Annotated in this window: 12 protein-coding genes; 3 read left to right on the plus strand and 9 right to left on the minus strand. The window is 65.1% G+C overall.

Features of this window, described 5'->3' with window-relative positions; translation table 11 throughout:
* Positions 1-740: 740 nt before the first annotated feature.
* A complete protein-coding gene (locus tag AC1DQQ_RS16260; protein WP_478045800.1) occupies positions 741-1,106 on the plus strand; it encodes a nuclear transport factor 2 family protein in 366 nt (121 codons plus the stop codon).
* A 128-nt stretch (positions 1,107-1,234) separates the two neighbouring features.
* On the opposite strand, the gene AC1DQQ_RS16265 is transcribed toward AC1DQQ_RS16260, so the two are convergent.
* Positions 1,235-1,861, minus strand: coding sequence for a TetR/AcrR family transcriptional regulator (locus AC1DQQ_RS16265; RefSeq protein ID WP_478045801.1), 627 nt, complete (start codon positions 1,859-1,861; stop codon positions 1,235-1,237).
* Positions 1,862-1,911: 50 nt separating this feature from the next.
* On the opposite strand from AC1DQQ_RS16265, the gene AC1DQQ_RS16270 reads away from it, so the two are divergent.
* Complete coding sequence (locus AC1DQQ_RS16270; RefSeq protein ID WP_478045803.1) at positions 1,912-2,778, plus strand: oxidoreductase; 867 nt, start codon at positions 1,912-1,914, stop codon at positions 2,776-2,778.
* 104 nt (positions 2,779-2,882) lie between these two features.
* Complete coding sequence (locus tag AC1DQQ_RS16275; protein ID WP_478045805.1) at positions 2,883-3,458, plus strand: DUF308 domain-containing protein; 576 nt, start codon at positions 2,883-2,885, stop codon at positions 3,456-3,458.
* On the opposite strand, the gene AC1DQQ_RS16280 is transcribed toward AC1DQQ_RS16275, so the two are convergent.
* From AC1DQQ_RS16280 to AC1DQQ_RS16315, 8 genes are all read right to left on the minus strand, one after another.
* On the minus strand, positions 3,434-3,808 hold the full coding sequence (locus tag AC1DQQ_RS16280) for a group III truncated hemoglobin (protein WP_478045806.1): 375 nt from the start codon (positions 3,806-3,808) through the stop codon (positions 3,434-3,436). The two genes, AC1DQQ_RS16275 and AC1DQQ_RS16280, sit on opposite strands and share 25 nt — an antisense overlap.
* A gap of 397 nt (positions 3,809-4,205) precedes the next feature.
* On the minus strand, positions 4,206-6,845 hold the full coding sequence (locus AC1DQQ_RS16285; RefSeq protein WP_478045808.1) for a TonB-dependent receptor plug domain-containing protein: 2,640 nt from the start codon (positions 6,843-6,845) through the stop codon (positions 4,206-4,208).
* A 238-nt stretch (positions 6,846-7,083) separates the two neighbouring features.
* Entirely contained in the window at positions 7,084-8,271 is a 1,188-nt protein-coding gene (locus AC1DQQ_RS16290; RefSeq protein WP_478045809.1) for a pyridoxal phosphate-dependent aminotransferase, read from the minus strand.
* A 52-nt stretch (positions 8,272-8,323) separates the two neighbouring features.
* Positions 8,324-9,154 carry a sulfite exporter TauE/SafE family protein gene (locus AC1DQQ_RS16295; RefSeq protein WP_478032570.1) on the minus strand — a complete coding sequence of 277 codons (831 nt, stop codon included), beginning with the start codon at positions 9,152-9,154 and terminating at the stop codon, positions 8,324-8,326.
* Between the two features lie 163 nt (positions 9,155-9,317).
* Complete coding sequence (locus AC1DQQ_RS16300; protein ID WP_478032571.1) at positions 9,318-9,701, minus strand: reverse transcriptase-like protein; 384 nt, start codon at positions 9,699-9,701, stop codon at positions 9,318-9,320.
* Positions 9,680-10,231 carry a pseudouridine synthase gene (locus tag AC1DQQ_RS16305; protein ID WP_478032572.1) on the minus strand — a complete coding sequence of 184 codons (552 nt, stop codon included), beginning with the start codon at positions 10,229-10,231 and terminating at the stop codon, positions 9,680-9,682. Before AC1DQQ_RS16305 ends, AC1DQQ_RS16300 begins: the two co-directional genes overlap by 22 nt.
* A 219-nt stretch (positions 10,232-10,450) precedes the next feature.
* Positions 10,451-12,100: an NAD(P)/FAD-dependent oxidoreductase gene (locus AC1DQQ_RS16310; RefSeq protein ID WP_478045811.1), complete on the minus strand. Its 1,650-nt coding sequence runs from the start codon at positions 12,098-12,100 to the stop codon at positions 10,451-10,453.
* A gap of 231 nt (positions 12,101-12,331) precedes the next feature.
* Positions 12,332-13,789, minus strand: coding sequence for a CYTH and CHAD domain-containing protein (locus AC1DQQ_RS16315; RefSeq protein ID WP_478045813.1), 1,458 nt, complete (start codon positions 13,787-13,789; stop codon positions 12,332-12,334).
* Positions 13,790-13,873: the final 84 nt, after the last annotated feature.

Here is a 13,873-nt window from a genome sequence, read left to right on the forward strand (position 1 = left end):
CGACCAACTGGCCGAGCCGACAGCGGCCGACCTTGAGAGCTTCATATCCGATGCTGGCGACCTCGCCTGGATGTTTCCGAGTTATCGTGTCTTCGTTGCCGAGGCGCAAAGCGCGGGTCGCCTCAACCCCGAGGGTCGCGCCGCCCTAATAGACCTGGCGAAGCTCATTGAGACACAGCCCGACCATGATGTCGATCCTGAAGTAAAGGTTGCCCTGTCGGCTGCACGGATCAACGCGCAGGATGGCGACGATGTCATAGCAGAGTTCGGGCTGCGCCGTGCGATTAGCAATATCTGGCGCGCCTATGCTAAGTTTATCCAGTCGCGGCTCGCGGGCATTAACGAAAATCTCTGGAAGACCTTCGATAAGGCGACCGGCGGCACGCTGGGCACGATCCTATCGGTCTTGCTAATTATAGGGCCGACGCTGGGAATTCTAGCATTGGCGGCCCCCGCCGAATTTGCTGGCGTAATCGCGCTAGGCAAACTCGTAAAACTGTTGGTGCCCTAGGAGGCATCGGCGCTGGTTTGTGATTCGCAAGTATATGTTGCGCTTCCGGTAGAACGGTCAGGGCTCGATCGGCGCCGGGACCTCCCGTATCAACCGCCATCAGAGCGCCGGCCACGCCCTCGCCGTAACGCCCCGCGTCGACTTGAGCGGCGATGGCGGGTCGCGTACCTCACAGTGACTTTGAGGCTGCGCGGGCGTGCGTCAGCATTGGTAGCGAATGGGGATCGACATGTCGGAATCGCCTGAACTTGAAATCCTCCATGCCACGATCGAACGCGTCTGGAGCGAACATGACGACGCGAAGAGGCTCGCGGCGATCGAGGATCTGTATCATCGCGACGCGCAGATCTTCGAGCCGGCGCGCGCGGTGACGGGCCATCAGGCAATCTCAGACGTGGTGAAGGGCGTCCTTGCCGACATGCCTCCGGGCTTCAGCTTCAAGGTGTTGCCGGGTGGCCATGGCCATCATGGCATCGCCACCGCACAGTGGACGGGCGGTCCCGGCGATCAGGTCATCGTCAGCGGCGCCGACGTTGCGCGGATTGCGGACGGGAAAGTCATCGAACATTATTTCTTCTTCGACGCGGCGGACTGAGCGCTTCCGCGGACAGCACGCCCGGAGCGGCCGGAAAGCGCCGCTCCGACCGGAGCGTTATACGAGCACCGGGACGCCTCGATCGCCCGGCGCGGCCTCCGTGGTTTGGGACCTGCCCGATCCGCGGTTCAGGAGTCGTGGCCACCCGATAGCGGCCGTTCGGTAAAACCGAGCAACAAGGCGCTCGCGACCTGTCGCGCCTCCGAGGCGAGCGCTTCGTCGGCAAGTTCGCCGGACGTCCAGAAGGACAGCACGCCGCGAAAGGCGAATGCGAGTTGCCGCGGCAAACAGCGTAGCGCCTCTTCCTGTCGGCTTGCGATCAAGCCCTCGCCGTCGCCCAGCGCCAGCCGCCACAAGGCCGTGGAATGGGCCAGGGCCTTGCCGGGGACGGGGCCGGCCGTACCGATCCACCCCATCACTGCCCGATTGATCCTCGGCTCCTCCAGCATTCCCGCTGCCGCGATGCCGATAGCGAGCAACACGCGGTCGGCTGCGTAGGGGAGCGGTGGCTGTTCGGCGAAGCGCTTCGCCATCGTGTCGATGCGCCGTTCCGCCAGGGCGTGCATGATCGCCGCCTTGCTCCCGAACTGGTTGAACGGCGTCGCGAAGCTGACTCCCGCCTCGGCCGCCAGGTCGCGCATCGAGAACTCGGCCTTGCCCTCGCGCAGCAAGCGCTCCGCCGCATCGATCACGCGCTGACGCAGCGGCTCCCCCCTGGTGGCGGTCAAAGAAGGTTGGGGCTTGTCGCGTGCCATCTCACTATCTATATCATGATATAGTTATCAACTCAGCCCGGAGTTAGACCATGGCGGCTGCCTTGCCCAAGACTTTCCTCATCACCGGCGTCAGCTCGGGTCTCGGGCGTGCCTTCGCCGTGGGCGCGCTCGACGCGGGGCATCGCGTGATCGGCACCGTGCGGCGGGACAGCGACGCCGAAGCCTTTGCCGCGCTTGCGCCCGGTCGCGCGCATCCGCTCGTGCTCGACGTGACCAGCTTGGACGCGATTCCGGCGGCGGTGACCTTTGCCGAGCGGACGGTCGGTCCGATCGACGTGTTGGTGAACAATGCCGGCTATGGTCACGAAGGGGTATTGGAGGAATCCTCGATGGACGACCTCCAGCGTCAGTTCGCGGCCAATGTGTTTGGTCCGGTCGCGATGATGAAGGCGGTGCTGCCCGGCATGCGCGCGCGGCGTCGCGGCCATATCGTCAACGTCACGTCGATGGGCGGCTTCATCACCATGCCCGGCATCAGCTTCTATTGCGGCAGCAAGTTCGCGCTTGAAGGCATTTCCGAAGCGCTGGGCAAGGAAGTGGCGGATTTCGGGATCCGGGTGACGGCGCTCGCTCCCGGTCAATTCCGCACCGACTGGGCCGGACGGTCGATGGATCGCACCCCCCGCAGCATCGCGGACTATGACGCCGTCATGGATCCAATCCGCGCCGCACGACACGCCAAGAGCGGCAATCAGCCGGGCGATCCGGCCAAGGCGGCGCAAGCGCTGCTTGCCTTGACCGAAGCGCCGAACCCGCCGGTGCGGCTGTTCCTGGGCGAAGATGCGCTGGGGCTGGTCGAACGGAAGCTCGACCAGATGAAGGCCGAAATCGCCGCCTGGGATGCTCTCTCGCGCTCCACCAGCTTCACCTCCGCCTCGAGCCCTTCAATTCCCTAGGCGACCCGCTTCGCCAGGCGCCGAACACAACCATCGGAGCTGTGAGGCTCCGGAGCCGGCCGTGTGCCCATTCTCCATCACCATCCGCATGAAAGAAACCTGTCATGACCACGACTGCCGATATCTCGACCTCGAACCGCAACGGGCTCGCGGGCTATTATGCCCTCCGAGCTCTCGTATCGACCTTATGGGTCGCGCTGGCGCTTACCATTGGCAAGGCGCATCCGCCGCTCGGTATCGGGCTGATCATCGCCTATCCCGCATGGGACAGCCTCGCCAATTATGTCGATGCGAAGGGCAATGGCGGCCTTCGCGCCAATCCTACCCAGATGCTGAATGTCATCGTGAGCGCGATCGTCGCGCTCGCGGTCGCGGCTACTCGTGATTTCCACGTCGTGATCGCCATCATCGGCATTTGGGCCGGGCTTGCCGGTATTCTGCAATTGACCACTGCCGTTCGTCGCTGGCGCACCTCCGGCGCACAATGGCCGATGATCCTGAGCGGCGGGCAATCCGCCTTGGCCGGCGCAGTGTTCGTGAAGAAAGCGACCGATGCGACCGCGAGCCTGACCGTCGCCGATGTCGCGCCCTACGCGGCGTTCGGCGCCTTCTACTTCGCCATTTCCGCAGCGATCCTGTTCCTAAAGCGCAGCGATCACGCGGCGTTTCGGTCCCGGTAGAACTGGACGCCCAATTGCAGGCTTTCGGCGATGCGGTCCGCCTTTTCCTGGAACGCAGCGGCCGCCTCGGGCGCGAGCACCTCGGTGCTCGTCTGGCGCCACAAAGCGAGCCAGCGCGCGAAATTGTCTGCGGTCATATGCGGCTCATGGCGGACATGGGCGACCATGGGCTGGCCCTTGTAGCGGCCGCTGGTCAGCAGCACCGACGACCAGAACGCCTGGAGCTTGGCGAGGTGACGCGGCCAGTCCTCGATCGCGCCGTTGAAGATCGGGCCGAGCACTGCATCCTCCCGGACGCGCGCATAGAAAGCGGGAACGAGTTTGGCGATGTCGTCTTCGGTGATCTCCATGGCCTGGAGATAGGTCGGCGGGGCTGAATTGCGACTCTGTTGCCCAATTGGGCAGGGCAATCGCATATATGGGGTATTTGGTCAGGAGGGGAGCGGTCTTCGCTTCGTCCCATTGCCATAACTGGCCAGAAAATACCGCGCTTGAAGAGCTTCAGGCCATTTTCCCTACGTCACCCCGGCCTTGTGCCGGGGTCCACCGGGAGGCAGGCTGAGGGCTCGATGCTCAAGCTTCGCGTCAAGAGGCCTGGTGGATGCCGGCACGAGGCCGGCATGACGGTTCGGGCCGTCGATTATACCTTCCCGCTCCATATGCGATTGCCCTGTCCAATTGAGGGACTGGCAGCTGCGCCGCCAAACTCGACGAGCCGCCCGGTGCCCCGGACGGCTCGTCTTCGCGTCAGAACTTCACAGAGATCTTGCCGTAATAATAGCCGCCGTTGATCCCGTAGGGCGAGAAGGTCAGCGGCGAGTCGATGACGTTGCCGCCGTTCACCAGGGTGAAGTTGGTCGTGCCGGGGACCAAAGCGACCGTCGGCGGCTTCTTGTTGAACAGATTGTTGGCGCCGATCGTCAGCGTGACCGTGTGGGCGATCGTATAGCTGGCGTCGAGATCGACGATAAACGCGGTGCCGATGTCCTGTTTGTAATAGGTGCCGCCATCGGGCGAGGCATAGGACGAGCTCTTGCCGAACAGGGTGCCGCGCAAGGTCGAGGAGAAGGCGCCGAGCTTGTAGGCGGCCGAGCCGACGATCTTCACCTTGGGCGATGCGGTTTCCAGATTGGAGATCGCCGATTTGTCGAACAAGGCGATCGGCGTCGTGCCGCCGGGGGGCGTGAGCTGGGTCGGGGCGAGCCCGATCCGTGTCGCCTTGGTCTCGTTATAGGTCCCCGAAATCGTCCAATCGACCTTGCCAGCATCGCCGAAGTCGCTGAAATAGGTCAGCACGACATCGACGCCGCGCGTCCGCGTGTCCGCGCCGTTGGTGAAGATGTTGATGCCGGTCTGGCTGACCGTCGGGTCGAGCACGTTGCCGTTGGCGACGATCGCCTGCGTCACCACCGGGAAGTTGATCGCGCCGCCGCTGCCGAAGATCGATCCGGTGCCGAGAATGCGGTTGCGGATCTTCACTTGATAGGCATCGAGCGTGATCACCAGCCGCGATGCCGGCCTGAACACGAAGCCGGCGCTATAGTTGGTCGACTTTTCCGGACCGAGGTTGCTGAAGCCGAGCAATTTGGCCGCGGCCGAGTTGGCCGGAAGCTGGACGAAGGCCGAGGTCGGCGAAACGTTGGTCGCCGAATAATAGCTTTCGGCCAAAGTCGGCGCGCGGAAGCCGGTCGAGACCGTGCCGCGGATCGCCACCGCCGGGCTGAAATCGTAGCGGCCGGTCGCTTTCCAGGTCCAGGTCGAGCCGAAGTCCGAATAATCCTCGTAGCGCAGCGCGGCATCGAGCTTCAGCCCATCGACCGGCTCGGCCGACAGATCGAGATAGCCGGCCCAATTGTGCCGGCTATGCTTGCCCGCGTCCGACGGCCGGAAGCCGGGATAGGATTGTCCGCCTTCCTTGTAGATCGAACCCGGATCGCCCGATCCGATCTCATAGATATTGCGCCGATATTCGCCGCCGAACGCGATGTTGAGCGGATGGGCGAGGCCGAGATCGACTTCCTTCGAGAAATCCGCGTTGATCGTCCATTCGGTCGCCTTGAACAGCCCGTCATAGAAATCGGTGGGCGTGAAATGCGTGTCGATGAACAGCGAGCGGTTGGCCGAATCGAGCGTGTAGATCAGGTTCTTGTCCTGCCCGTAGGTCGCGCTGAGATCCCATCGGAAGCCGTTCAGGTCGCCCTTGATGCCACCGGTCACCGAATAATCGTCCTCGCGAATGCCCTCGCGCGGGTTGAAGCCGTTGGGCGGGGTGTCGCCATCGGGATCGTAGACGATCGAGCCCGGCGCGCCGAGCGTTCCGCCGACGCCGAGCACCGGCGAGGCGATGATGCGGTCGGGCACGCGCAGATTCTCATACGCCGACGCAATGCGCTTCGAATAGCTGCCGAAGCTGTAGACCTGGACGTCGCCGAAATCGTAGCCGGCATTGTACTGCAAATTGGTCAGGTGCGAACGCGCATCGCCGTTGATCCGGTTGACATAGGGAAAGCCGGGAATCCCGGCGTAGAGAGCCTGTTGCGCCGCCGAGAGGTTGGTGCGCAGCACGCCGTTGGAGTCGGTCACGCGGCGATCCAGGCCGCCGACCTGGCTGAACGCGTGGAAGCGGTGGAAGAAAGTGAGGTCGAGGAACCCGTTCTCGCCGATCTTGGTGCCCATGGTGAAACTGCCGGCCCAGGTCTCGCCGCCGGTATCGTAATAGGAACCGCCAGTGGCGATCGCTTCGCCGCCGCTGGTATCGTCCTTCAGGATGATGTTGATGACGCCGGCGATCGCGTCCGAGCCGTATTGCGCGGCGGCGCCCTGTTCGAGCACTTCGATGCGCTTGACCGAGGCGGGGGTGATGAGGTCGAGATCGGCCGCCGCCGCGCCCTGATAGGGGCCGCCGAGGACGGCGAGGTTGGCGGTGCCATGCCGCCGCTTGCCGTTGACCAGTACCAATGTGTGATTGGGGCTGAGGCCGCGAAGCCGCGCCGACAGCGTCAGATTCGCGGTGTCGCCGCCGAACGCCTGGGCGTTGAACGAGGGGACGAGCTGGGTCAGCACCTGGTTGAGATTGGGCTGACCGACGCGGCTCAGCGTCGCCGCGTCCAGGACCTTGATCGGCGCGGAGCTTTCCGCCGCCGTAGTGCCGACGACGCGGGTGCCGGTGACGATGATCTCGTCGCTGGCTTGGCCACTCACCGCTGTCGCCGCGGGGAGCGTGGCTGCCTGGGGATCGCCAGGTGCGTCCGCGGACGGCGCGGTTGCCGCCTTGTCAGCCGTCACATCCGCCGTCTTGTCGGCCGGAGTGTCAGCTGTTCTGGCCTGTGCCCCGGCCGCCCACAAGATGCCGAGTGCCAGTGCCGTAATAGATACCGATCTTTTCATTGAAGGCCCCTTTCAACAGAAAGCCTTCAGACACCCCTCCCGCTCAGTGCCGTTCGTGAAGCTCCGGCGGACGTTGCTTGTCCTGGATCGCCGCGACGCGAACGGATTGGCCGCCTGGCCCACCGGGGCGCGGCAGCGGTGGATATGGAAAATGCGACTGGGCGCGCGGCCGCGTTGGACGCGGGGGAGCCGCTGCCCAGTCGTGTAAACAGTGTAAGGAACGGCGTGAGCCGCATCGTCAGGCGGTCCAGACCTTGTCCAGCGCGGTGCAGAAAGCGGCCATCTCGGCCATCGATCCGACGGTGACGCGCGACACGCTGGGCCAGATCGGCCAGGATCGGCCGATCTCCACGCTCTGCGTCCTGAACGCGGCCTGCATGTCCTTGGCCGGCTTGGTCTTCCAGTCGATCATGAACATGTTCGCCTCGGTCGGGATGACCTTCAACCCGCGTTTCTTGACATGATCGACGGCGAAGGCGCGCGCCGCCTGCATCTGGGCGCGGCGTTGCGCGATCAGCGGCGCGGCGGTGAGGCTGGCGGTCGCGCAGACCAGAGAGGGGAGCGGCAATGCGCCCGACTGCATGCCGCCGTCATAGCGCATCATCTTGGTGATATTGGCCGGCTGGGTCATGATATAGCCCATCCGCATTCCGGCCATGCCGAAGATCTTCGAAAAGGTCCGCATGACGATGACGTCGGGATATTTGACCGCGAAGGGTGACGCCACCGGCACGCCGGCGAAATGCGTATAGGCCTCGTCGATCAACACCATCGATCCGGCCGGCTTGTTCTGGATCAGCCATTCGATATCGGCGAGCGGCGTGATCGTCCCGGTCGGGTTGTTGGGCGTGCAGATATAATAAAGCCCGGCATTGGGGTCCGCGGCCAGCATCGCCTTCACGTCGTGGCGGAAATCGGGGGTCAGCGGCACCGCCTTGACCGGTGCGCCGAGCCACGCCGCGGTGCGCCCGGCGAGCTCGAAGGTCGGATCGGCGGTGACCAGACCCTTGGTCGGCGAGCAATAGGTCACCACCGCGCGCGACAGCGGATCGCTCGATCCGGGCCAAGGGGCGACATGGTCGAACGGCACGCCTTCGACCGACATTACTGCCTTGATGAAATCGTTGCGCTCGGCGTGCGGGGAATAGCGATTGCCTTGCGCGATCATCTTCGCCGCTGCTGCCTGGCCGGGGGCGAGCGGCCCGGTCCAGCATTCGTTGGCGCCGATCCGCGTCTTGGCGGAAGGGGCAGGATCGGGCACGCCGGCCGATGCCCAGGCGGGCCGGCCGCTCGCCGCCGCCAGCGCACCGACGCCAAAGATCGCGGCGATGCGGCCGAGGTCGCGGCGGGCATAACCGCGGCTGAGCAGGTCATCGGCCGATTCCTCGTTCAGAACGGTGTCGATGACGGTTTCTTTGTCGATCATCTTGTCTGTCTCCCTGTTCGCGTTGGTCGGTCCCATCGACCAGTCGCCGTTGTCAGAATTTTATCGCGTTCCTCAGCATCACGATCGAAATGAAGATGAGATAGAGGCCGAATACGCGCTTGAGCGGTCCGGCCGGCAGGCTGTGCGCCGCGGCCACGCCAAGCGGCGCCGTCAGCACCGACATCGAGGCGATCACCACCGTCGCCGGCAGGTTGACATAGCCGAGCGATCCCCAGGGCAGGCCATGCTCGCGAAAGCCGATGATCGCGAAGCCGATCGCACTGGGGATCGCGATCAGCGCGCCAATGCCCGACGCGGTCGCGATCGCGCGATGGATCGAGCGGCCATGCAGCGTCATCACCATGATCGCGATCGTGCCGCCGCCAATCCCGAGCAGCGAGGAAAAGGTGCCGAGCCCGCCGGCAATCGCGACGCGCGGCGCCAGGCCAGGCATCGAATCCGAGATGACGTGATCGCTGAAGCGCGGCACCAGAAAGTTGAGCGACATCAGCAGCACGCCGATGGCGAAGATCATCAGCAGGACATGCCCATCGACATGGCTGGCAAGGACGACCCCGACGGCATCGCCGAAGATCAGCCATGGCGCCCAGGCGCGCAGAATCTCGAATTCGACTGCGCCGCGCTTGGCATGCGATCGCAAGGATCTGAGCGATGTGAGAATGATCGTCGCGGCTGACGTGCCGATCGCAACGTGCGCATATTGATGCTTGTCGCCGCCCAATAACGGCAGGACCAGCATCAGCGCCGGAACGACGATGAACCCCCCACCAATACCAAAAATGCCGGCGGCAAAACCCGCGATCAGTCCGGCGCATAACAGCGCGAGCAACGGAATCAGCCAAACGCCTTGTGAAGCAGTCAAGAGCGACCCTCCCTTTTAGGTGAGGCCTCTCCTGTGAGACGGGGCTTGTCGCCGCCCTGTCGATTCGTAAGCTGCGCAAGCGATCGACCATTTGCAACAAGAAAATAGGACGATGGCTTTTTTCGTAACTAATTTACTTAAATAAAGGGATATTGGTCGCCGATTACCGTCCGTGCAGCCGGGCAAGCGCGACGCCGGCCAGGTTCTGCGATCGCTTCACGTGACGAATCTGCAGCTTGCCCAGCCGCGATTGCGACGAGGCCAGGGCCTGGAGGTGATGGATGTGATCGCGCGGGCATCTGACCGTGCCATTGGCCTGACCGACGACCGCCAGCGAATCCCCCAGGAACACCGCTTCGTGCAAGCCAAGTTCCCCGGCCAGCTCCACCGCGTGCAACAACGCTAGCCATTCCGCGTCCATCGCCGACCCAGGCCCGAGACGCTGTCGCACATAGTCGCGCCCCTGCACGACCACCGCGGTTTCCATCCCCGACGCCGGCCGCCAGCCGCCGTCGAAGAATAGCTTCACACGTCCAGCGATCGCCATTCCCCCGGCGCGATGCCGTCGAGCGACCAGTCGCCGATGCTCCACCGCACCAGCCGGAGCGTCGGGTGGCCAACCGCCGCGGTCATGCGGCGGACCTGGCGGTTGCGGCCTTCGCGGATCGTCAGGCGAATCCAGCCATCGGGTATGTTCTTGCGGAAACGGATCGGGGGGTCGCGCAGCCATAGATCGGGGGCCGGGATGCGCTCGGCCTCCGCCGGGCGCGTGATGCCGTCCTTCAGCCGCACGCCGCTCCCCAAGGTCGCCAGCGCGTCGTCGGTCACGTCGCCTTCGAGCTGGGCGAGATAGGTCTTGGCCGTCTTGAATTTCGGGTCGGCGATCCGCGATTGCAGCCGACCGTCATCGGTCAGCAGCAACAGCCCCTCGCTGTCGAGGTCGAGCCGCCCGGCAGGATAGACTCCCGCCACGTCGATGAACGCGGAGAGGGTAGGGCGAGACGACCCCTCGGTGCCGCGGTCGGTGAACTGGCACAGTACGCCATAGGGTTTGTTGAACAGGATCAGCCGCGCCATGCGGCGCCTTTGATCCACAGCGGTCCGATTTACAATATTGAGGAGCGGCGAGTTGAGTGCGTTAATTGAGTTATCGCCCAATTCCCAACCGTCACCCCGGCCTTATGCCGGGGTCCACCATGCCGCAAGCGTGGGACAAGAGGCGCCAGGGCCGGGCTTAGCCGCACGGTGGATGCCGGGACGAGCCCGGCATGACGAATTGGCAGTGAAATCGTGAGCCTAAGCGGATACCACCGCCTCGACCTCGGCCCGCCCCTCCGCGCCCAGGCTCAGCGCCACCGCCTCGGCGACCTTGATGCCATCGACTGCCGCCGAGAGAATCCCGCCGGCATAGCCCGCGCCTTCGCCCGCCGGGAACAGGCCGGCGGTGTTCAGGCTCTGAAAATCCTTTCCGCGAGTGAAGCGCACCGGCGACGATGTCCGCGTCTCGACCCCGGTCATCAGCACGTCGGGATGGTCGTATCCGGGGATCTGGCGGCCGAATACCGGCAGCGCCTCGCGCATCGCGGTCACCGCGAAATCGGGCAGGCATTGGCTGAGGTCGGTCAGTTGCACGCCGGGGCGATAGGAGGGGACGACCTCGCCCAATTCCTGCGACGGCCGTCCGGCCAGGAAGTCGCCGAGCTTCTGCGCCGGTGCCTTGTAGTTGGAGCCGCCCGCGACGAATGCGCGCTCTTCCCAATGGCGTTGCAGCGCGATCCCCGCGAGCGGATCGCCGGGATAGTCGCGCTCCGGATCGATCGCGACGACCAGACCCGAATTGGCGTTGCGCTCGTTGCGCGAATATTGGCTCATGCCGTTGGTCGCGACGCGGCCGATTTCGGATGTCGCCGCCACAACGGTCCCCCCCGGGCACATGCAGAAACTGTAGACCGCGCGGCCGTTCGAGGCGTGGTGCGAGATATGATATTCGGCCGCGCCGAGGATCGGATTGCCCGCGCTGGGACCGAACCGCGCTTTGTCGATCCACGATTGCGGATGCTCGATGCGCACGCCGAGCGAGAAGGGTTTGGCCTCGACGAACACGCCCGCCGCCTGCAGCATCGCGAACGTGTCGCGCGCGCTGTGACCGATCGCCAGCACGACGCGGTCGGCCTCGAGATATTCGCCGTCATGGAGGTGAAGGCCGCGGATTTGGCGCTGTCCGGCCGCGTCGGTGGAGATATCGACACCGTCGACGCGAGTGCCGAAGCGGTATTCGCCGCCTAGCTGCTCGATCGTCGCGCGGATGCTCTCGACCATCGTCACCAGCCGGAAGGTGCCGATATGCGGGTGCGCCTCGGTCAGGATTTCCTCCGGAGCCCCGGCCTTGACGAACTCGGTCAGCACCTTGCGGTCGAGATGGCGGCGGTCCTTGATCCGGCTGTAGAGCTTGCCGTCGGAAAAGGTGCCCGCGCCGCCTTCGCCGAACTGGACGTTGCTTTCGGGGTTGAGCACGCTTTTGCGCCACAGGCCCCAGGTGTCCTTGGTACGCTCACGCACGACCTTGCCGCGTTCGACGATGATCGGACGGAACCCCATTTGCGCGAGCACGAGCGCGGCGAGCAGACCGCACGGGCCGGTGCCGATGACGACGGGGCGCAGGCCCCTGCCGGTGGCGCGGGCGATCGGGCGATAGGTGGTGTCGGGGCTGGGCCGGACATTGCGATCGTCGGCGAAGCGCGCGAGCAATGCCGCTTCGTCGCGCACGGTCAGGTCGATCGCATAGATCAGCATGATCGCATTCTTGCGCCGCGCGTCGTTGCCGCGCCGGGCGATCTCGAAGCTCAGTAGCTCGTCCGCATTGATCCCCAGCCGCGCGCAGATCGCGGCGGGAAGCGCTTCGGCGGGATGGTCGAGCGGCAGTGCAAGGTCGGTCAGGCGGATCATCGGCGGTGCTGTAGCGGGGTAGGGGGCGCCATGCCAGATTCCCCTCCCGCTTGCGGGAGGGGCTAGGGGAGGGCGTGTTTCTCTAGCGCCGCCTTCGACATGCCCTCCCTCATCCCCTCCCGCAAGCGGGAGGGGAGCTTAGGTCAGCCCTTCGCCAGAGACCACGTGATCATGCATGTCGTCTTGCCGGCGATCGTGTCGTTCTCGCCCGCTTTGGCCCACCGTCGGCGCTCAGCGCCAGAAACGTTTGGCGTCAATCAGGGCGTCATAGGCTTGCTCGGCCTGGCGGAGCAGCTGCTCGCGCTTGCCGCTCCCCGGCGGTTTGGCGTCGATCCCGAGCGACGCCAGGATTCGGGGCGCGACGACCAGGTCGTTGAGCTCGCCGAGCTTGTCCTGCAACGTCTCCAGCGCCTCGAGAAACGGCTCGAAGCGGCGCCGCGCCTTGCCGGTGCGATAGAGCGAGGCGAAGAACTGCGTCGCATAGCGCAGCTTCTTGGTGGCGATCCGCGCCTTGTGGCGATGTTGGTCATCGAGTGCGGCCAGCCCCTTGCCGCGCCGCTTGAGCTGTCGCCGCCGCCGCTCGAGCAGATCGGCCGCGAACGGCTCGATATCGCCGTGCAGTATCGCGGCGTCCGCCGGAGCCGAACACCAGTCGCCGAACGACAGCCATTCGGTCAGGTCGAGCATCAGCAGGCGGGTTCGCGCTGACGCCAGCTCGGTCCGGACATGGTCGAAACACGAATCGCGCGCGACGAGCAACCGCTCGCGCAATGTATGGCTCCCGCGCTCGATCAGCGCGTCGAGATTGCGCACGTCACCGAGTTCGGCGGCAAGCCAGCGCAGCTCGACGCGCAGCAGGTCGCCCCGATCGTCGCCGGCGATCAGCGGCTTGAACAGCGAGAACGCGGTACGCAACCGGCGCAACCCGACTCGCGCCTGATGCAGCGGCTCGGGCGCGCCGGTTCGCAACACGATGTCCTCGTTGCAGCGGAACTGCTTCAGGCAGGATCGGGCGATGACCCGAAAAGCCTCAGCCGGCGTGCAGTTCGGGTCGATCGTGATCGGTTCGCTCCTGGCCGGAAGGTCGATTTCGCCTTCGGCCAGCAGATAGCCGCGCTCGGCCTTCGACAAAGCGGAGAGGCGGAGTGGTGCCGCCTCGTCCAGGCGGCGCGCGACGTCGAACAATGCCTGCGCCGAACCGCTCTCCAGCTCCAATTCGACTTCGCACAGCGTCAGGCGCCGATCGCCCGCGCGGATCTCGCCTTGGTCGATCGCACAGGCGAAACGCGTGCCGCCAGCATCGAGTGCACGGGTCGCGCGCCGGACGTCGGTCACGAACACCCGCTCGAGGCGCGCCACCGCGTCGCGCCCGACGATTTGCGCCAACGGGCCGCTGCGAGCATCGAGTACCGGCCGGTCGCCGCGCACCTCGTGCTCCCATTCGCCGCGCACGAACAGTCCGGCCGCGGCGCCCTCGCTCTTGACCGTCTGAACCTGCGTCCCGCCTTCGCGTCGGATGCGCAGCGCATAGCCGGCCTCGCGCACCTCGCGGTCCGGCGTGTCGAAATAGGTTGCCACGAGATACTCGACGTTGGCATCCGCGCCGGCGAACGCCGTCGCCGCATCCAGTCGATCGCGGTCGGCTGGATCGAATTCGAGCTTCAACTCGATTTCGCGCGGTTGATCCATGGTCGACAAAAGGCTCCCGAAGGGCGCGCCGATCAAGATGCTTTCTGCGGACCGCTCCTCGCGGGCACGCGCGAGGTGCCAAAT

The organism is Sphingomonas sp. P4_G3, assembly GCF_056401105.1.

Excerpts from the sequence above, each read along its gene's own strand:
- AC1DQQ_RS16260 (WP_478045800.1), top strand. The coding sequence starts at position 741 with ATGTCGGAATCGCCTGAACTTGAAATCCTCCATGCCACGATCGAACGC.
- AC1DQQ_RS16265 (WP_478045801.1), bottom strand. The coding sequence starts at position 1,861 with ATGGCACGCGACAAGCCCCAACCTTCTTTGACCGCCACCAGGGGGGAG.
- AC1DQQ_RS16270 (WP_478045803.1), top strand. The coding sequence starts at position 1,912 with ATGGCGGCTGCCTTGCCCAAGACTTTCCTCATCACCGGCGTCAGCTCG.
- AC1DQQ_RS16275 (WP_478045805.1), top strand. The coding sequence starts at position 2,883 with ATGACCACGACTGCCGATATCTCGACCTCGAACCGCAACGGGCTCGCG.
- AC1DQQ_RS16280 (WP_478045806.1), bottom strand. The coding sequence starts at position 3,808 with ATGGAGATCACCGAAGACGACATCGCCAAACTCGTTCCCGCTTTCTAT.
- AC1DQQ_RS16285 (WP_478045808.1), bottom strand. The coding sequence starts at position 6,845 with ATGAAAAGATCGGTATCTATTACGGCACTGGCACTCGGCATCTTGTGG.
- AC1DQQ_RS16290 (WP_478045809.1), bottom strand. The coding sequence starts at position 8,271 with ATGATCGACAAAGAAACCGTCATCGACACCGTTCTGAACGAGGAATCG.
- AC1DQQ_RS16300 (WP_478032571.1), bottom strand. The coding sequence starts at position 9,701 with ATGGCGATCGCTGGACGTGTGAAGCTATTCTTCGACGGCGGCTGGCGG.
- AC1DQQ_RS16305 (WP_478032572.1), bottom strand. The coding sequence starts at position 10,231 with ATGGCGCGGCTGATCCTGTTCAACAAACCCTATGGCGTACTGTGCCAG.
- AC1DQQ_RS16310 (WP_478045811.1), bottom strand. The coding sequence starts at position 12,100 with ATGATCCGCCTGACCGACCTTGCACTGCCGCTCGACCATCCCGCCGAA.
- AC1DQQ_RS16315 (WP_478045813.1), bottom strand. The coding sequence starts at position 13,789 with ATGGATCAACCGCGCGAAATCGAGTTGAAGCTCGAATTCGATCCAGCC.